The 18,156-nt window shown below is 33.9% G+C and carries 19 protein-coding genes; 17 read left to right on the plus strand and 2 right to left on the minus strand.

The annotated features are described in order from the left end of the window. The 16 genes from ABMA72_RS13190 to ABMA72_RS13265 all read left to right on the plus strand — a co-directional run bounded on the left by ABMA72_RS13190 (position 1) and on the right by ABMA72_RS13265 (position 12,924). Positions 1-294 carry a hypothetical protein gene (locus ABMA72_RS13190; RefSeq protein ID WP_392859020.1) on the plus strand — a complete coding sequence of 98 codons (294 nt, stop codon included), beginning with the start codon at positions 1-3 and terminating at the stop codon, positions 292-294. Further along, positions 291-773 (plus strand): hypothetical protein, encoded by a 483-nt coding sequence (locus ABMA72_RS13195; RefSeq protein ID WP_392859022.1) that lies wholly within the window; start codon positions 291-293, stop codon positions 771-773. Before ABMA72_RS13190 ends, ABMA72_RS13195 begins: the two co-directional genes overlap by 4 nt. Next, the gene (locus ABMA72_RS13200; RefSeq protein WP_392859025.1) at positions 770-1,552 is read left to right on the plus strand and encodes a TrbI/VirB10 family protein; all 783 of its coding nucleotides are present in this window, start codon (positions 770-772) and stop codon (positions 1,550-1,552) included. The genes ABMA72_RS13195 and ABMA72_RS13200 overlap by 4 nt, the downstream gene beginning before the upstream one ends. A 1-nt stretch (position 1,553) precedes the next feature. Next, positions 1,554-2,111 carry a hypothetical protein gene (locus ABMA72_RS13205; protein WP_392859026.1) on the plus strand — a complete coding sequence of 186 codons (558 nt, stop codon included), beginning with the start codon at positions 1,554-1,556 and terminating at the stop codon, positions 2,109-2,111. Next, on the plus strand, positions 2,101-3,621 hold the full coding sequence (locus ABMA72_RS13210) for a helicase HerA domain-containing protein (protein ID WP_392859028.1): 1,521 nt from the start codon (positions 2,101-2,103) through the stop codon (positions 3,619-3,621). Before ABMA72_RS13205 ends, ABMA72_RS13210 begins: the two co-directional genes overlap by 11 nt. After that, on the plus strand, positions 3,621-4,331 hold the full coding sequence (locus tag ABMA72_RS13215) for a hypothetical protein (protein WP_392859031.1): 711 nt from the start codon (positions 3,621-3,623) through the stop codon (positions 4,329-4,331). The genes ABMA72_RS13210 and ABMA72_RS13215 overlap by 1 nt, the downstream gene beginning before the upstream one ends. Positions 4,332-4,517: 186 nt before the next feature. After that, a complete protein-coding gene (locus tag ABMA72_RS13220; RefSeq protein ID WP_392859033.1) occupies positions 4,518-4,922 on the plus strand; it encodes a hypothetical protein in 405 nt (134 codons plus the stop codon). 17 nt (positions 4,923-4,939) lie between these two features. Next, positions 4,940-5,248, plus strand: a complete 309-nt coding sequence (locus ABMA72_RS13225) for a single-stranded DNA-binding protein (RefSeq protein WP_392859036.1) — start codon at positions 4,940-4,942, stop codon at positions 5,246-5,248. 8 nt (positions 5,249-5,256) lie between these two features. After that, positions 5,257-5,442, plus strand: a complete 186-nt coding sequence (locus tag ABMA72_RS13230) for a helix-turn-helix domain-containing protein (RefSeq protein ID WP_392859039.1) — start codon at positions 5,257-5,259, stop codon at positions 5,440-5,442. Positions 5,443-5,451: 9 nt separating this feature from the next. After that, positions 5,452-6,549, plus strand: a complete 1,098-nt coding sequence (locus ABMA72_RS13235) for a tyrosine-type recombinase/integrase (RefSeq protein ID WP_392859042.1) — start codon at positions 5,452-5,454, stop codon at positions 6,547-6,549. A gap of 319 nt (positions 6,550-6,868) precedes the next feature. Further along, positions 6,869-8,158, plus strand: coding sequence for an ATP/GTP-binding protein (locus tag ABMA72_RS13240; protein ID WP_393057433.1), 1,290 nt, complete (start codon positions 6,869-6,871; stop codon positions 8,156-8,158). Then, on the plus strand, positions 8,142-8,849 hold the full coding sequence (locus ABMA72_RS13245; RefSeq protein ID WP_392859047.1) for an RloB family protein: 708 nt from the start codon (positions 8,142-8,144) through the stop codon (positions 8,847-8,849). Before ABMA72_RS13240 ends, ABMA72_RS13245 begins: the two co-directional genes overlap by 17 nt. A 60-nt stretch (positions 8,850-8,909) precedes the next feature. After that, positions 8,910-9,881: a zinc dependent phospholipase C family protein gene (locus tag ABMA72_RS13250; RefSeq protein ID WP_392859049.1), complete on the plus strand. Its 972-nt coding sequence runs from the start codon at positions 8,910-8,912 to the stop codon at positions 9,879-9,881. Between the two features lie 28 nt (positions 9,882-9,909). Next, positions 9,910-10,299 carry a hypothetical protein gene (locus ABMA72_RS13255; RefSeq protein ID WP_392859052.1) on the plus strand — a complete coding sequence of 130 codons (390 nt, stop codon included), beginning with the start codon at positions 9,910-9,912 and terminating at the stop codon, positions 10,297-10,299. 209 nt (positions 10,300-10,508) lie between these two features. After that, positions 10,509-12,101, plus strand: coding sequence for an alkaline phosphatase D family protein (locus ABMA72_RS13260; protein ID WP_392859054.1), 1,593 nt, complete (start codon positions 10,509-10,511; stop codon positions 12,099-12,101). Continuing rightward, positions 12,091-12,924 (plus strand): hypothetical protein, encoded by an 834-nt coding sequence (locus tag ABMA72_RS13265; RefSeq protein WP_392859057.1) that lies wholly within the window; start codon positions 12,091-12,093, stop codon positions 12,922-12,924. The genes ABMA72_RS13260 and ABMA72_RS13265 overlap by 11 nt, the downstream gene beginning before the upstream one ends. Positions 12,925-13,007: 83 nt before the next feature. Here ABMA72_RS13265 and ABMA72_RS13270 read toward each other — a convergent pair whose 3' ends face one another. Next, positions 13,008-14,714, minus strand: coding sequence for a DUF6119 family protein (locus ABMA72_RS13270; protein WP_392859060.1), 1,707 nt, complete (start codon positions 14,712-14,714; stop codon positions 13,008-13,010). Positions 14,715-15,028: 314 nt separating this feature from the next. Here ABMA72_RS13270 and ABMA72_RS13275 point away from each other — a divergent pair, with 314 nt between their 5' ends. Continuing rightward, positions 15,029-16,639: an ATP-dependent endonuclease gene (locus ABMA72_RS13275; protein ID WP_392859062.1), complete on the plus strand. Its 1,611-nt coding sequence runs from the start codon at positions 15,029-15,031 to the stop codon at positions 16,637-16,639. Between the two features lie 276 nt (positions 16,640-16,915). Here the strand turns inward: ABMA72_RS13275 and ABMA72_RS13280 are convergent, their stop codons facing one another. Then, positions 16,916-17,740 carry a hypothetical protein gene (locus ABMA72_RS13280; RefSeq protein ID WP_393057435.1) on the minus strand — a complete coding sequence of 275 codons (825 nt, stop codon included), beginning with the start codon at positions 17,738-17,740 and terminating at the stop codon, positions 16,916-16,918. Positions 17,741-18,156: the final 416 nt, after the last annotated feature.

The raw sequence follows: 18,156 nt of genomic DNA on the forward strand, positions 1-18,156 counted from the left end.
ATGGAAGCGTGTTACATGGGAATGAGAGAGTTATTTGAAAATAATCCTACGGAGAAGCTATTTAACAAGTCTGTTTTAAAGGACGTTAAAGAGCATACCTTTGAGATTGAAGAAATTGGACTCATAAAGCAATTAAGTGGCTTTCGTTGTGATGTTGTGGCCAAAGATAGCAAGGGGCATCGAAGTTTTCGAGTTGCTTTGGAGAAGAATGCAAGTTTTCCTCATTTCTATAAAATTGCTGATGTGAAAGAGCAAAGACTGGCCTCTCGTTATCAATGGGAGGACTCACTATGATCTATTACATCATTACAGGACATATATTTACGATCTTTCTATCTATGTCGCACCTTACAAGCGTGAACTTTCCAAACAAGGTTCAAGACTATGTAGGAGGCCAAGAGGGAGACTTTAAGATTTATGAGTTAAATAAAGGAAAAAGTCTTGTCTACGAGCCAAAGCAGAAAGGCTTTAGCCGAAATTTCATAACGTTTCTCAAAGAGGAAAAATATCATTTCAATCTGAAATATAGCGAGAATTTCTCAAATAAGGACGTTGAGATTCGTAAGGCAGAAAGATGCACTTACTTTACTCTCTTAAAAGAGACGAAAGAATATCAGCTCTTTGAGTGTCCTAAGTCTTTATTCTTTGTAAATAAGTCTAAAAGACCAGTTAAGGTTAATGAATTAACAATCAAGGCTAAGAGCTACTTATCTAAAGGGCCTCCAATCTTCTTAGATGGAAAGATGATCTACTACCAAGGACGTGCTCTATGAAGTGGGTATTTGTCTTATTACTTCTACATTCATACGCTCAAGCGGGATTTAGTGAGATCCCTGCTTCAAATCGCTATCAGTACAAGAAGCCAGTACCTAAGAAGGTTCAAAAAAGAACTGTTAGGAAGAATAAAAAGAGCGAACTTGATGAACATACTAAGAGTCTACTTGAAAAGGATCAAGCGATCTTAGAACTGCTAAAGAAGTCTGAGAAGCGAGTCATCGTTAGAAAGAAGGAAGAGAAAATCATGGCCCTTACACGCGTTCGTGGAATTATTCTAAATTCAGTTTTGGCCATGAATGTAAAGCCTTCAAAATTTATCGTGAGAATAAATAGTGAAAACTCTGATTTGAACGGAGCTGAACTTCGATGTCTTGGATTTAGCTTTGAAAAACGTGTTCCGAGCCAGTGTGACCTCTTGGTTATAGATGGCGAAGAATACGACGTTGATGTGGATATTTGGGATTTAGACGGAGCGGAAGGAATCATTGCTGATTATTACTACTCAGGAGAAGAGAAAACCTTTCTAACTTCTTCTTTTGCGTCATTTCTAGGAGCTACGTTTGATGTGGCCAAAGGTGGAGTAAGTTCTCCTTTTGGCACATTTAATCAAAATACGGCCAAGAATAAGATCATGGACGGTCTAAGTAGTATCGTAACTAATGCCAAGAACAAGATGATCGAGTCAGGAGAGAAGAATTTAACGATCTCTTATGTGAACTCTGGAAAAGAAGTTCTTGTCTTTTTTAATAAGTCTTTAAAGTTAGATGGAGAATAGAATGAAACGAATACTTTTAGGAATTTTAACTTTGAGCATGACTTCATGCTCAACCATGAAGAAAACTCTTATCTATAGCTCCTTAGCCGGTGGAGCAACAGGAGCCACGGCAGGAGCAATGCTTAGTCCTAATAAAGAAAGTCGTGGTGCAAATGCTGCCGTCTTTGGGCTTGTGGGAGCAGGACTGGCGGCTCTTGCTGGCTATGCCCTTTATAAGGATGATCCTCGAAACTATAAGCTCAATCAAATGCTTGTGGATAAGAAGAAAACTAATATTCCGTATGATCCTAATGTAATCGAGATAGGCCTAGGAAATCTCAATATAGATGCCAACCTCAGTAAAGAAGAAGCTTACAAGGTTCCAGTTAAGGAGTTACCTGAAGAGCTTAAGGGCAAAGTAAATAGACAATTTCTAATCAAATATCAATCCAAAGAGCGTTACGTAAAAAAAGGGAACAAAACTTTTTATATTCCGGCCTTTGATGTTTATGAACACGCCTATGGAGAGACACCTGATTCAATTAATAACAATTCAGAAGGAGAAAATAATGAGCAATAAGAAGCAATCAGGAGACTTTGGGCTTGGAGAAGCCTTAGTCCCTGTAATTGATCTAATGTCAGAGATTCTTTTAAAACTAAGCCAATTAATGGCCACAGGACTTGTTCTTGGAATGGATAAGTATGTCTTTAAAAGAAATAATAAGAATACCATTAAAAAGATTGAAAGAGATGATCTTAAAAATGACAGACGCACTCTACTTGATGAGGCTATCGGTTATTCCGTAACATCCAAACGAAATATTATGGGAAGCGAAATTAATAAATCAGCTCATACGGCGGTGGTCGGAGCTAGTGGTTCCGGAAAAACCGTTCTTCTTGATGCTCTTATGTTTGAAGACATGAGACAAGGAAAGCCTGTGGTCTTTATTGACCCTAAGGGCGATAACGGCTCTCTTTTGAACTTTATCAATCTTTGTAAGTTAACAGGACGGGATTTTTATGTCTTTTCTGAATACTGGAATGGCGAGGGAGCTAGTGCCTTAAATCCTGTTAAGGATGGTTCAAGTACGAATATCGCAGATCGTATTTTTAAATCCTTTACATGGAGTGAGGAACATTACGCCCAAATTTGTCGTGATGCTATCGAGGATGCGGTTTCAATTCTTAAAAGCAAAGATGAGTTAGTTAACCTTGAAAGCATCTACAACAAGCTTATTGAAATAAGTGATTCTAAGAATAAAGAAGAAAGCCTTTATAAGCGAGATGACATTCAAGGGATTTTATCACGTCTTAAAAAGCTTATGAGATCAGACTTTGGTCAGAAGCTTAATAGAGCAGATGGTCTTAGTTTTTCTGATATTAGGAAGAGCAATAAATGCGTCTATATCGGATTATCTGTTCTAGGCTTTGCTGAAATTGCCAGGTCTCTTGGGAAAGTGATCTTAGGAGACATCTCTTATTCAGCTTATAAAACCTATCGAGATATAACTCCTATTAACGAAGGTCACCTTGATAAGATGGGACTTTATATTGATGAGCTATCAGCAATTATTACAGATGAGTTTATCGAAATTCTAAATAAGGTAAGAGGGGCAAAGATGGAGCTTACTTTTGCCTTTCAGTCTCCAAGTGATATCGCAAAATATGATTCTGAACTTTGTGCCCAAGTCTTAGAGAATACTTCTAATTGGTTTCTTTTTAAGCAAAGAATAAAAGACGGTGCAGGATTATTTGCTGAGTCTATTGGAACGATGGAGTCAAAGAAACAGACAATACGTGTTCAAGATGGGGAAGAGCAGGCCCAAGGATCACAGAGAACAGTTGAGGAGTTAATTGTTCATTCCAATATCTTAAAGAATTTAAACGTAGGGCAATGTGTGTTTTTGAGGCACTACCCAACAAAAGTTGATCTTCTTAACGTGAAGTATATCGACCCTAAGATCGTTTGGGATAACGTCAAATTTATAAATAAGGAGGTAGTTATCGAAAAAGAGAATACTAGAGAATCCAAAAAAAACAAACCTTATTCAGTAAAAAAACGTAGCCCTTTGTTAATTGAGGGTAGGTGATGAAAACTAGTTTTATTCCCCAAGGGGTTTATGAGGACATCATCAATATTGTTGGGCAATGGAAAGTCGTGGACATGAAGAGTCTAAGTGAAATGTGCAATTACGATGTTGGTTATCATAACCTTTTAAAGAAAGTCCGAAAGCTTGAAACGCATGGACTTATTAAAGGGGTACTTCTTGGCAGAAAGAATAAGCACATTTATCTAACGAACAAAGGGCTTAAATACACTGACCATGATTACACCTATGAAATTTGTGATGAGAATTTAACCCATGATCTAATTGTAAGTCGAGTTCTAAAAGAATTATTAAAGAACGACTCATTTATGAATGGAAGAATGTTTCATCAAATATCAGGAGATCAGCTCTTACCAGATGCTGAGGCCAGCGTGCGAAAGGGAAAGGATATATTCAGACTTGCATTAGAAGTCGAGCTTACTCAAAAGTCACAAAACAGAGTCAAAGAAAAGTACCGTCGATATGCAACTGGAAGTGTTTTCACTTATGGAGTCTTTATCACGAATAAGGAGACATTATTTAAGACTTACCGACGCTTTTTGGAGGAGATGAAGCAAGATATTCAAGAGGCCATAGTCCTAATACTAGATAAGCAAATGACAGCAACCAAATTTAATTATGAAAAGTCAGAGTGCTTCTATCTAGGTAGAGAATTGAGCTTTAGGAGTCTTTTTGGTGATGAGAAAGGTTAAATTAGAGTCAAATGAAGTTAAACAAAATTCGCCCCTGCCATTTTATTGAATGATTTCGGGCCATTATCGAGATGATTTTTGACCTCCCTCACTCTACGAATAAGTGAAGGAGGTCAAAAAGTCACTCTCTATGTCCCTAGGAAAAGAAAATGGCAGGGGCGAAAAAAATAAAAGGAGTGTTTAGTAATGAGTGTAGGGGAAGGAAGAAAAGAAGAAAGCTTGGGTGTTAGTGCGAAGACTGTGCAAATAAAAAAGCGCGGAAGAAAGCCAAAAAATGTAAAGATTAAATTCCAAATAAATCCAGAGCAAACTAAGTTTTTTGTGGATTTATCAAAGGATAAGGAAAGCCTTAGCAAAGTAATGGAACTTCTTGTTGCCTCTAACAATAAAGACTACGGCAAAGAAATTACTTTCAAGGACTTATCCTTATTTGGAATTGAGAAGATTAGTCCAAAGGACATTGAAAAGATTCAAGAATTAAGCTTAAGCAAAAGAGAATTACTAGAAAGGGCTTGGGAGGATTTTAATAAGAAAAATAAGCAGAGTTTGTCCTTTGATGACTTTTTACTAAAGAAGCTTGGACTTAATTAATAGCAAGGAGATTGAAGATGGAAAATACATACGAAACATTTATAGGAAGATTAGGGCGAAATCCAGAACTTAAGTATACAAAAGAAAGAAAACCAGTATGCCATTTATCTGTAGCTATCTATAAGGGAAAAGATAATCCTCCACATTGGCGAAAGGTTACGGTTTGGGATGAACAAGCAGAACTTTGTAATCTATATCTTAAGAAAGGGTATGAGGTTTTTGTTCAAGGACGTGCTGAAACAAAGTCATTCAAAACAGTTGATGGTGATATGAAATCTTATGAGGAAGTGAATGCTCGTCTCGTAGGATTCACTAATCTTAACTAGGAGGATCGTTGGAGAAAATTTTCCTGAATAAAACGTGGCTCAATACAGATGAAACAGCATTGTATCTTGGCAAGACACGTAATGCTGTATGGCTTCTCGTAAGTAAAGGAACACTAATTAAAAGAAAGTGGAATCGAAGACTTTACTTTAAAAGGGCCGAGCTAGATCAATTATTAGAAACATCATTTTTGTAGGAGGTTGTGATGGCCATTACTCAAGAAATTTTGCCAAGTGGTAACTCTCAATTTTCTGTATATGTAAACATTAGAAGTCGCGCAATGCCACATATCCGTTGCCAAAAACGTGTGAAAGGGTTGAAGACAAAGGCAGAGGCAAGCCGTCGAGAAAAGAAACTCATTAAGGAGCTTTCTCAAAAGGTTGCACAAGAAGAGGGACATGGTTTTACATGGAGAATGATCATTGCGAAGTGGGCGGCTGAAGTCGCCCAGCCTTCTTATATTGAAAAGAGCTATAACCCTGCAACCATCAGAGACTATGTTTCAATGCTCCATCGTTGGACGGTGGAATGGCTCGATAGGCCCGCCTCTCAAATTACAAAAGGCGACGGCCGTGAAGCTCTCGATCGTGTTATCGAGGAAGGTAGAAGTAAAGCATTTCAAAAGCGTCTCAAAAATACCATCAACATGATTTACAACTGGGCCATCGAAAATAGAACAATTCGAGGAGTCCCACATAGTCCAGTCTTTGGTTTAAAAATTGTCATTAAACAAGATAAGAGGCCCGAGATTCTGAAGCCCCACGAAATACGAAAACTTCTTTATGAGGCTAAGGCTCAGGAGCATGACTGGTACTACATTTGGGCGTTGGCCCTTCTTACTGGAATGAGAAATGGAGAGTTGTTTGCTCTTAGATGGGAAGATGTGGATTTTGAGGCATCACTAATAAAGGTGGAGAGGTCATATAACTTTAAAGTAGGTGAATACAAAGACACGAAAGCTGGTTACTGGAGAAGCGTTCCGATATCTTCTGAGCTTCGCTCGTTGCTGCTAGAGATAAAGAGTGGGGCGACACGCGAATATATTCTTCCAAGGCCTATTCTTTGGATAGGAGGAAAACAGGCTAAGGTTTTAAAACTTTTTTGCAGGTCTATTGGCTTACCTGAAATTCGCTTTCATACATTGAGGGCGTGCTTTGCGACACAGTTAATTGGAACAGGTGTTGAGCCGGTTAAGGTAATGAAGATTTGTGGGTGGCGTGACTTGAAGACGCTTGGTGTTTACTTGAGGTTGGCCGGGATTGATGAGAGAGGGGCTACGGAGGGGCTTTGCTTTTTACCCTAGACTGATTAAAGCTCTAGATTTTAAACTCATTTTGTTAACAGCGATGATAATATAAATTCTAAAAATGAAATATAATACTGGAGTTTAATTTATTGCTTTCTACACATCTACGTTACATATATTATCAATTCAAATTGAATTAATGACTTCTAAGTATACGATTTTCAAAAATTCTTAAACTAGTACTTATTTGAATTTATATAATTGTTTCAGTTTTTTTAAGTTATTGATATTAAAGATATTTGTTGAATTATGTTGAAAGTGTGGTAAAAAAAACCGAAGGATTGTGATATAATTAATTTAACCAAGGAAAAACAGTATGTTAGTTCATTTTTCTGTGAAGAATTATAAGTCTCTGAGAGAAAATCAATCCATTGATTTTGAGCTCACTTCAAAGTCTGTTGCACAAGAAGGGTTTGGTTTAACGCGAGAGTATTCAAAGTTTCCAGTATCTCCTGTTGCTGGAGTTTTTGGTGCTAACGCGTCAGGTAAAACAAACTTGATAGAGGCCATGAGTTTCTTTGCTCATATTGTAAGCGATGGAAGCGTAAGTGGTTACGAGGATAAGGTTAGATTTTCTACTTACATGTTTGATAAACACTCAAAGGAATCTCCTATTGAGTTCTTCTCTGTTTTTGGTGTTGACAAGAATATTTATGAGTACACTCTAATCCTAAATAAAGAGAGGGTTCTTTTTGAAAAACTATCAATAGTAATAAACTCTAAAGGTGAGAATAATAAATTTTTTGATATATTTAAAAGAGAGTTTTTAGGTGGGGGGTATCAGTGGAACTGGGGGATAGGAACTCCAACAAAGTATGAGATTCCTAAAATGCACCGAAAGCTAGCGGATAATCTTGATGATAAGAGGCTCTTCTTTTCGTTTTACTCTTTGTCATTTGACAATGAAGAATTAAAAGAATTGAGTCGTTTAATTCTTTCTTTGAAAATGGTTCCGTTGAAAGAGGACGGAGGGAAAGATGATATTCCTTTAGCTAGAAAGAATTTTCTTTTACGGGAGTTGAAATATAAGTCTTTCAGAAAGGCTGTCACAGGTTTTCTTTCATTGTTTGAGCCATCGATTGTTGATATCAAGTCTGTAAATGAAGAAATTATGGTTGTATTGAAGGTAAACGATAATGAGTATGATATGCCTTTGTATTTAGAATCTCAAGGGATCAGGCAAATGTTTAGATTATCTGCAATTATTTTAAATACCTTCAGAAGGGGGACTGTGTTAGTTATTGATGAACTGGATGCTCATCTACATCACTTAATAAGTAAGAAAATTATTATGATGTTTCAAGATAGTGAGCTCAATAAGAATGGTGCTCAATTAGTTTTTACATCTCATGATTTGAATCTACTTGATAATTTAATATTTTGTAGGGAGCAGATATATTTAGCAGAAAAAAATAAATCTGCAGTAACATCAATTACTTCTCTTATAGAGATTGAGGATATAAGACAGAGGGACCCATTCTTGAAGAAATACTTGTCGGGAAGAATGCTCGGTTTACCTGTTTTAAAGAGTGATAAACTGTTTCGTGAAGATGTGCAAGATAGTCTTTCGGTTTTTGAGTATCATGTAATTGAGAGAATTAGTTGATATGTCTTATAGGAAAAGAAGTAATCCAAAAACCATAAGGAAATCGTCTCGTTTGGTTATTGTTGTCGAGGGGGAGACTGAGTATGATTATCTTGATCGTTTAAGATTGGCTTTAGGCATTGCAGAACCAATTGTAACGATTAAGAAAGCTCCCGGTGGAGACTTGTTGACATGTGTAAAAGAGCTAGAGAGGGAAATTGAGAAACAAAGAAAGGAAGATATATTTAATGAAGTAGCAGGTGATAAAGGCTTTGTAGTTTGTGATGGGGATGAACACCTTGTTGGTGAAGATGGAAAGTATTGTCAAAGTTTAATTGAGAATGCGAATACAGGGTTTCAAATAATTAATTCTTGTGATTTTTATGAATTCGCAATATCTAATCCAACGTTTGATTATTGGCTCTATTTACACTTTAAGAATGAAGTACCTCCTATGGATCAAGGTCAAGTTCTACAAAAACTTCGAATGATTCCAGGTTTTGAAAATTTTAACAAGAGAATTACCAAAGAAATGTTTGAGATCTTGCTCCCAAAAATAGATGAAGCAGCTTCAAGAGCAAAGGCTATCTTTGAAGACAAGTTAGCAGTTGCTGAAAATCCTGTTTTCTGGTTGCAAGAAAATCCTTATACCAAAATGTATGAATTAGTTTGTACGTTAAATAAAATAGCAGAAAGGAATAGTCGAGAATAGAAGATATCTTTTATATATTATAGAGATGTTTTTAAGAATAATAAACTCATAGGGGGAGTTATGCCTGCTGGATTTACTCATATTTTACTTGCGAAACATTTTACAAATGAATCGGGGCTGGATGATTCACCTTTAGGATTCTTACTTGATGAGAAGCTTGATTATTTTCAATTAGGAGCTGTTGGGCCTGACTTACCATATTCTCAAGTAACTAGTAAAGAGATGAAGGAAATAGCGGACCTATTTCATAATACAGATGCAACATGTATACCAATAAAAGCACTAGAAGAAATTAGAAGAATGCCTGTTGGGGATCAGAAAGATGAGTGTTTTGCCTTTTTTCTTGGTTTCATTAGTCATATTGTGGCTGATGGTATTATACATCCTTTTGTTCGAGACAAAGTTGGTCCTTACAAAGAAGGTGATAATGCTACAAAACACAGATTACTTGAAATGCGATTAGATGTTATATTTTCTGATTATATTCAAAAAGCTGACTTAAATTGTGCAAATTTTCAAGATGAGTTGAAGAACCCTTTAGCTAGTTTTGATCATGTTGCAGAATTATTTTCAAAATGTATAAACTCTTCATATTCAAAGTACACCAATTCGTCAGATATAAAAATGTGGGTTAAGTGTATGGAACTATTATTTGAGTCTGCTGCAAATGAAAATAATCAATATTACTCTATAGTACCTGGGTTAAGTGGTTTTCTATATAAGGATAAATCAGATATTTTAGCATCAATAAGTGACGACTTGATTTTAACTAATAAAACGATAGATGGAAGATCTGCTAACTTTAGAAACTCTGAAACACATTTTTTAAAAGATTGTGTACCTAAGTTCTTTGAAGCTTTAAAGCCAATCTCTCAAAAAGCATATGGGTATGTTTACGAAACTGATAATATTCATAAATTTGATAATAGTGATTTACCGGCGATAAATTTAGATACTGGAAGAAGGATAGACTTATCAAATGGAATTGACGGGTATAATTTAAATGAACCAGCGGTTTACTGGGAGCTGTGAGATGTATGTTGTTAAATGGATAGTATTTTTGTGTGTACTAAGTTGTACGATTACTCCAACAGATAATGACTTTGTTGATATTAAAACTGATATGGCACATTTCAACAAAACGTTAAGAGCAAAAATAAACAGAGGGAAAGAACAGTTAAAATTTGCTGAACTGAATGACAAGAACTATTTGGCATTAATTGAGAAGTGGTCGGTTGATAGTGAGAAAGAGTATGTAAGCTTTTTAACTGGTTATTCTGTTAATATGTTTTTCAGAACATCTGAGATAAATTTTGTAGTTTGTATTGAGTCTTCTGAAGCAGAGGTCATACTTTGTGATAATGCGCGAACAGCAGGTTTAGATTACTATAAAAGAGAAAAGAAATGGCCAATAAATTTAGAAGAGATTTCCAAGAAAATTGAGCTATGAAAATTATATTTTGTATAGGTTATATGTAGTGATTATATGAAAAATAGAACTGGAGGATTAAGTGTCCTCCAGTTATAAAAATTAAATTCACAAAACTTGAAGCTTAAGCTTGGATTTGTAAAGATAATTGGGTCGGATCATTATCTTCACATCAAATCCATACTTAAGTCAAGAGTTTTTAAACTTAAATGTCCACAGGAGGGACTGTAATGAGTCGAAAACAACTACCTAAGTATGTAGGTCCATTTATTGGATTTAATCAACAATCTTATAGTGTATATCTTGCACTTCCATTTGATGAATCTCAAAGTAAAATTACATGTGTGTTCACTTCAGGCTCAAAGCACTTAGAGGTTGAGTCAAGAACTCATAACTTTGACAAAGAGTTTGGTTTACGTATTTTTGATTTACCTGATGAGATTCCTTTTGGTACTGAAGTAAAATATCTATTTAAAAGGAATGGAGAGTTAATTAGAGATATCGATGGATTAATTTTTGATGACTTACATTTTAAAAATATAAAACAATCAGAAATAAAAAAGATAGCTTCAGTATCTTGTAATAACCCATTTCATTTTAAAGAAACTAAGTCAAAACGCTTCAATATGTGGGATAAGTTCTATACCGAAGCAATTCAGGCGGACATTGAGTTAGTGATTCTAGCAGGTGATCAGGTATACAACGACAATCTTGAAAAGAATATGAAAAATGATATCAACCATTCTGAGTTACGTCGTAAGTTCATCCGAAACTATTTAGCATATTTCGGAATATTATCCCGTAAAAAGCTGTTAGCTAGAATACCTTCTATTGCTATGTGGGATGACCACGATATTACTGATGGTTATGGTAGCAGACCAGAACAGTTCAAGTCGGAAAATAGTAGAAAACGTTGGCAAGAATACTTTGAGGTTGCAAATGAGTGCTTCTCTGCATTTCAGGCTATACGAAATCCTAATAATCAATTCAAAAAATCACATAGTACTTATCTTGATATATTGAATACTAGAATTTACTTGTTAGATCTAAGAACACATCGAGATTCTTCTAAAGGAAGATTAATGTCTAAGGATGATTTTGATGATTTCAGAAATAGTATATTGGGCCTACCAGAAAATATCAGAAATGTGACGATAGTTTCTCCCGTTATAATAGCACGAAGTTCTTCTTGTTTAGATGGTGGCGTACGATATTTTGGAAAGGGATTAAGTTACTTGAGGTCGTTGCTGTTAAGTACAATTGGACAACTTGGTCGAACAGATGAATATATTAGAAAAGCTTTTAGAAAAACTATGGTAGCAGATCTGGTTGATGACCTTGATGATTCTTTAGGGAGTTCAAAGAATCGTCAAGATTTTAAAAAGATAATGGAAATAATTACTCCTCCTTTAAGTAATGGCATTTCATTTCAGTTCCTATCGGGTGATATTCACATTGGAGGAAGTGCTACTTTATATATTAAGTCTGAGGAACAGGTATATGAAGTTCCTATATTAGTAAGTAGTCCTATCGGTTATGAACCAATGAGTTCCTTTGTTGAAAAATTAACGACATCAAAAAGTCGAATTAATCTTATTAGTACAGAAGAAGTAAATATATATCAGTTAAATAATGAGTATATTGCTGAAAGAAATTTTCTTCTTATGACGTTTGATGAAGAGTTTTTACAATCTTCGCATCATTTTGAGTATTCAAAAGTAATCAATCAGAAATACAAGATAAATACTAATGATTTAATTAATACAATTAATGTAGAAAGAAAAGAGATTACAAAGAAAAAGGATGATACTTATGGAATTTAAGAAGATTATACTGGACTTTGCAATCAGGAAATTACTATTGTTTAAAGAGAAGGTATGGAGAGTAGATGACTATGCTTTTCTTTTTATATCGTTAAGCATAATTTATTATGTTAGCTTGAAATTTATAGTTAATAATTACAGTGAGTTTTTCTTTGTTGATGACTATCCTTATTCGCCTGTAAAGGAAGGGATAACTCCCTTTTTTCGATTGATCGTACTAGATTATGTGAAAGTAATTTATTCGACTTCTTTTATGCTTATAGTCTTAACAGTACTATTTAAGTTCTTTGAATTTAAAATAAATTTCTGGAAGTTATTAGGGGCGGTCAGTACTTTGTTTTTTATTGCGTTTGGGCTTACTGAGCTAGCAATATATCTAGAAATTAATATGTTGGTCTTATTTATCCGTAATTGTCTATACAACGGCTATGGTGGACAAGTTAGTGTATTAGTGGCGTTGATACTAATGTTACTGGTTCCTTTTATTTCCGTTTTATATATTAAGTTTTCGGGGCGTTTTTTAGTCAGGAATTTAAAGAGGGGAATGGTATTTTTATTTGTAACAATTAGCTTTAACCTCTTGAATAATGGTGTTGGGAAATTTGCAGAGTCAAAAATAATACCGTTTAAAGAGAAGAGAATGGAGAAATATATTAGGCAGAATAATAACCTTGATTCTTTTAGAAGAAATGACTTTAAAGGTTGTGTTCGAGAGAATGAATATCTTGAAATGGTAAAGAAAAGAATGATTGTGTCTAATAGAGCCTGTGCACATAAAGGTCTTGTTGATCTCTTTAGTGATCAATATTGTATAGAGTATTAATTATTGTTAGAAATAAAAAATAACAGTTTATAAGTATTTATAGACTGTTATTTATATATTGTGTTTTCATCAGTAACACCATTTTAGTTTGTACATTCAATCAACTGTATAAAACATTTTCCTGGGCCAATAGTCTTATTTAATTCTTCTATTGTTTTACTTAAACTAATAAGATTAAATATTGAGAAGTTTTTTATTTTTTTACTTTTATCATAACTATTGTTTTCACAAATTATGGCCAAGTGAATAGTAAAGTCAAATTCTTTTAATTTTGAAATTATGTAATCTTCGTGTGTGCTATTATTAATTTCTTTCTTTATTAATTTTTCAACTTCTTTAGGGAATTCTTTAATGACTTGAGCAGAGATTATACTTTGAAAGTTAAGGTGGGATATTCCTGTTGTGCTGCCAAACCTTTTTACATGAATTAGTTGGTTTTTAAATAATATATCACACAATTCAATCTTGTTTGTCCCTTTGTTAAAATATACAAACTTCTGGTCTAGTACATATTTTTGATCATTGATGTTAAGGTGATCAGAATTATAACCAGCCTCGTTATTATGTATCGACTTATTAAATTTCTTTAGATCGCAATAGTTAGAATGTGTCTTTTTTTGGACCAAATAAGAGTTTAAATTTGTCGTCATCTTTGAGTAAAAGTCTTTATCTATTTTATACCAGTTGTTGGTTATTAGTGCATATGTACTAGAGCCAATAATAACTTCTGTCGTTATGCATTTATAAATAGTCCATTTGTCTTGTATTGTATCACCAGAATATACTTTAATATGATTACTTTTTAAAATATCAATCGTAATTTTTTCTTTGTTTTGTAGGTACAATAATACTTCATCTGATGATAATTCATCGCTTTTTTCTAGATCATTGATTGAATAAGCATCAACTTTTTCCATATCAATAAAGTCTGGAATTATAACATTTAGTCTTTTATGCCTTTTTTGGATTTGTTTTATAAGACTATTATTTAACTTGTTTATTCTCTCTAGGTCTTTAATTTCCTCGAATGCGTCAATATTCGGTATAAGTTTTTTGTACTGTTTCCTTTTATACTGCCCTTCAATCCATTTAAAAAAATCAGGGAATTCGTCTATTCCTATTTTTGAGCTTAGACTAAGTGATTCATGGCCTGTTACACTTGAGGAGACTAAGTTTTCTTTAGACCTTTTTTCTTTGAAAAATTTTTTAGGGATATTTTCATTAAACTCAGCAGTAACTCGCTTTAGTAGTTCATAGTCACCATTATATTCGAAAAGAGCCAGGTTTGAAGCAATCGTTGCCTGCGTTTCCTTATGCCATGGTGTGTTATCGTAGGATAGAGATCTTAGTGCTTTAAAATTATCAGCATCGACCGTATTAAGAATTACGTTTCTCCCAAAATTTTTCTCTACTGAGCTTTCTTTTACATATTGGTGACCATGTCCAAAAGTAAGTATAAAATATCTTTTCGATCCTTTTAGTTTGACTATGGCAACAGCTGAAATAGAATGTCTTTTGTAAGACTTTTTTAAGTCTTCGCCACTTGTTAAGTTTTCACACATATCAATCCAGTCTGGAGGATTACTTTTTCCTTTTGTAATATAAAGGTTCCCTTTCAAATCTGAAGTATTTATTTTATATGATTTGACGCTTGGACTATCTTTATCTATTGAAATACAATCACTTTGCTTTATCGCTCTTTTCTCTGATTTCCCCGTCTTTAAAGATCTCTTTGTTATTTTTTCGAGTGACATATAAATACTATAGCGAGTATTTTTTTTTATTGGCATTTGTACTTCCTGAAATGTTAGTTTTTTATGAACGTATATCCCTTTTTTCGACCTTTATTACTTAATTCTTTAGTTGTTGAGAGTCTATTGCAGATGTCAATAATAAGCATGAGATAATCGCTAGAGTAAATTCAGTGATGTATGTTTCAAATCTTAATTTTATCTCTAGAATGTTTTTTGTATTTCATTTACTTAGTTTTATATTCTATACGGTTATTGCCTACACAATGTCGTAGTTATACAATAATATAAATGGGAGATTTGATTATTTTTTCTTTCAATATTCGTAATAAAAAGTAATTGAAAAGATAGTTATGAGTGATGGGATTTTCATTAAAAATTACCTTGGTGTTAATGAAATAGGTGTTAGTTTGAGGCCTATAAGTAATCTTAATGTTTTGATTGGTAAAAATAATGCAGGGAAGACAACTATCGAGAATGCGGTAGCATCTTTGATTCGTAGGTCTTTTAATGATTCTGATAAACAGTTTTATCATGATAAAATACATTACCCTGAAATTTCATTCGAGTGGGAGTTTGATAAAGAATCAGGAAGGATTGTACGACAGAGAATTCAATCAGAGCAAGAAACTAAGGGATTAACCATATGTCCAGTTCCTATTCATTATGAAGTTAGGGATGATGGACTTCGTAAAGAGCTAAAAAGACCTCTAGAAAAAGATCATGTACTTAAAAACAAGACTGTTGTTCGTCTTCATGACCGTCGAAAACACCAAGAAGTATCTAGTGGGAGCTTTGTATTTAGTGTTGATGGTAAAGGTACTACTAAGCTAATTAAGAGTTTAATTATTGGTGAACGAAAAAATGGGTCTCGTTTAGATGAATATATTAGAATTGTGAACTCGATATTAAATCTTGATCGGCCAATTACAGAGTTTAATATTGAAGCGAGTGGTGCTTCAGATGTTTTAGCTTTTAAAGTTAAAGACGATAAAAACTACTACTCTGTTTTTAGGAGTGGTGATGGATTGAACTCTATATTTCAGATTGTTGCCATGTTTGAACTGTTGCCATGGTATGAAGATAAGAATGCTAAGGAGTACGTGTATTTAATTGAAGAAATAGAGAATAAACTCCACCCCGGACTTTTAAAAAAACTTATCGCTTATATTTATAAAAGGTTAATTGATGTTGATGCATATTGTTTTATGACAACTCATTCTTCATCAATTATTGATTTCATATCTAAGAAGGAACAAGCCACTCTTTTCCGCTTGTATAAGAAGTTTGGCTGTACAAACGTTCAGTTTATTAAAGACAGCATAGAGAAAATTGAATTAGTTCAAGAGTTAGGAGCAATGCCAAGTGATATCTTGATGAGTAATTGTTTGATTTGGGTTGAAGGGCCTTCTGATAGGATTTATTGGAACTATTTTATAAAACTTCTTTCTGATAATGAAATAAACGAAGGAGTTCATTATAGCTTTGTTTTTTATGGTGGCAAGATTAGATCTCATTTTGGTGCCAATACGTCTTCTGAAACTTCTTATTTGATTGATATGCTAAAAATTAACCCAAATATAATTTACACTTATGATAGTGATAGAGAAGATGAGGATTCTTTACTCGATGAAACAAAAACACGACTAAGTGCAGAGGTTAGGTCTTCTTCAGGAAAAGTTTTAGAAACAACTGGAAGGACAATCGAAAATTACCTTAAGTCAGAAGTATTGTTAAGCGCACTAGATAACAAAGGTCCTCTAAATCTAAACAAATATTCTAATGTTGTTAGCAGCATTCATAAATTAGATAAGTTAAAGTCAATTACAAAGGTTAATATCGCTCTTGCATATATTGATTACTGTGAGAGTCAGAAATTTGGAATAGAAGATATCAATGAAAATAATCTTAAAGAGAGTGCCTCAAAAGCACTTGAGTTTATCAAAAAGTGCAATGATCTTTGAGAATGTTGATTCCTAGTTATTATTGTTTCCAAACCTTGCCTACACTTATAATTAGTATTAAAATGGATTTACTAAAACGTTACACAAACGAGTAGTGGGAACGTTTATCGAAAGTAAGGGCCGTTGTGGCTATTTTGGCTACACTTCGCTTTGTAATCTCAATGAAAACTAAGCCTTATGAGTCTGTCGGCACCTCCACCACGATCTTCTAACTATTTAATATTATTCAGCTTTTCGTGGTGGTTGCCTTGTCGTGTTGCAATGGTGTGGCAGGGGTTAGTCATTGATAATTGAATCTGATGCTATTTTTTTGAACTCGTTTTTCAACTTTTTAAATTTTTCTAATGTCTCTGTGTCATTGGTATTTGTTTTCAAATATTCCTCAAGGTAACGAAGTTCTATTTGTTTTAATATTACGAACATTCCTCTTAGCATATTTGGAATACCTAAATTGTGATGTTCCCAATTTCTATTTTCAAAAGGGTTTTCATAATATGGCACATCGTCAAGTTTTTCATAATTTACATGATGCTGATTCAAAAATGACTTAATTTCACTCCATAATTCTATATCGCTAATGTTAAATTGATCTGTGAGACTTTTGATTCTTTCTATGTATTCAAATGCTAAGGCTATTGCTTCAATTCCAGATCGCTCTGTTTCTATTTCAAGAGCTACTTCTGGAGCTTTGTGCTTTGTTGTATTTAGAACTTTAATCTCTTTCCAATAATTCTCGTACTCTGAGGTTATTTGACTAAGTATTTCGTCGGTAATAGTAAAGGCTACACTTTGGTTGGAGTTTTCATGTTCCTTTTTGAGTTCTTGAAGATAATCTACTGAATATTTATCAACTTGGTTTGTTTCTATGTGATGGGCATAGCAAAGTATAATTAGATTCTTATAATCTCTTCTTTCTTCATCTGTCATATTTGGGTTGAATCTTTCACCTCCCTCAGAGGCAGCTTCTATGTGACATACTTGAGCTATAAATTGGTTCGAGTCATTTATGAGATTATGACTACATCCTCTAAAGGCACATTCATTATTTGACCTTGCGAATAGTGCTCTTAGTACATCTGTTTTAGGTGCTAACCTTCCCATTGTTTATATCCTGTCGAATAATTATTAGCTTTTTACAAAAAATATAAGCTACTCCACATGGAAGTCCTCAAGATTCAGAATTTGTACTTGAAATCTATCTCCAAACTCATCTGACAAGATTCTTTCTACGTTTTCTCTATTTTCTTCTTAACGACTAAAATAAGCCCGATCTTTAATCGCTACATTCTTAGCTGCTTATTATATCTATTAATCATTATGAGCGATATCTTAGATGAGTTTTAATTTCATATATTTAAAATTTATTAAGTTCTTCGTCTAAACTATCTCTTCAATCAAGTAACCTGCTTCTTTAGGACTTACATGTTTCTGTATTAGTAGGCTCCGTTTAGATTGAAAATGACTAAGTGCTAAGTTCACAACTATCTAATAGATTAAAAGATACTATGATATTGAGG

Origin of the sequence: Halobacteriovorax sp. CON-3 (assembly GCF_043196995.1) — a bacterium.
Taxonomy (GTDB): Bacteria; Bdellovibrionota; Bacteriovoracia; order Bacteriovoracales; family Bacteriovoracaceae; genus Halobacteriovorax_A.

Excerpts from the sequence above, each read along its gene's own strand:
- ABMA72_RS13190 (WP_392859020.1), top strand. The coding sequence starts at position 1 with ATGGAAGCGTGTTACATGGGAATGAGAGAGTTATTTGAAAATAATCCT.
- ABMA72_RS13195 (WP_392859022.1), top strand. The coding sequence starts at position 291 with ATGATCTATTACATCATTACAGGACATATATTTACGATCTTTCTATCT.
- ABMA72_RS13200 (WP_392859025.1), top strand. The coding sequence starts at position 770 with ATGAAGTGGGTATTTGTCTTATTACTTCTACATTCATACGCTCAAGCG.
- ABMA72_RS13205 (WP_392859026.1), top strand. The coding sequence starts at position 1,554 with ATGAAACGAATACTTTTAGGAATTTTAACTTTGAGCATGACTTCATGC.
- ABMA72_RS13210 (WP_392859028.1), top strand. The coding sequence starts at position 2,101 with ATGAGCAATAAGAAGCAATCAGGAGACTTTGGGCTTGGAGAAGCCTTA.
- ABMA72_RS13215 (WP_392859031.1), top strand. The coding sequence starts at position 3,621 with ATGAAAACTAGTTTTATTCCCCAAGGGGTTTATGAGGACATCATCAAT.
- ABMA72_RS13220 (WP_392859033.1), top strand. The coding sequence starts at position 4,518 with ATGAGTGTAGGGGAAGGAAGAAAAGAAGAAAGCTTGGGTGTTAGTGCG.
- ABMA72_RS13225 (WP_392859036.1), top strand. The coding sequence starts at position 4,940 with ATGGAAAATACATACGAAACATTTATAGGAAGATTAGGGCGAAATCCA.
- ABMA72_RS13235 (WP_392859042.1), top strand. The coding sequence starts at position 5,452 with ATGGCCATTACTCAAGAAATTTTGCCAAGTGGTAACTCTCAATTTTCT.
- ABMA72_RS13240 (WP_393057433.1), top strand. The coding sequence starts at position 6,869 with ATGTTAGTTCATTTTTCTGTGAAGAATTATAAGTCTCTGAGAGAAAAT.
- ABMA72_RS13250 (WP_392859049.1), top strand. The coding sequence starts at position 8,910 with ATGCCTGCTGGATTTACTCATATTTTACTTGCGAAACATTTTACAAAT.
- ABMA72_RS13260 (WP_392859054.1), top strand. The coding sequence starts at position 10,509 with ATGAGTCGAAAACAACTACCTAAGTATGTAGGTCCATTTATTGGATTT.
- ABMA72_RS13265 (WP_392859057.1), top strand. The coding sequence starts at position 12,091 with ATGGAATTTAAGAAGATTATACTGGACTTTGCAATCAGGAAATTACTA.
- ABMA72_RS13270 (WP_392859060.1), bottom strand. The coding sequence starts at position 14,714 with ATGCCAATAAAAAAAAATACTCGCTATAGTATTTATATGTCACTCGAA.
- ABMA72_RS13275 (WP_392859062.1), top strand. The coding sequence starts at position 15,029 with ATGAGTGATGGGATTTTCATTAAAAATTACCTTGGTGTTAATGAAATA.
- ABMA72_RS13280 (WP_393057435.1), bottom strand. The coding sequence starts at position 17,740 with ATGGGAAGGTTAGCACCTAAAACAGATGTACTAAGAGCACTATTCGCA.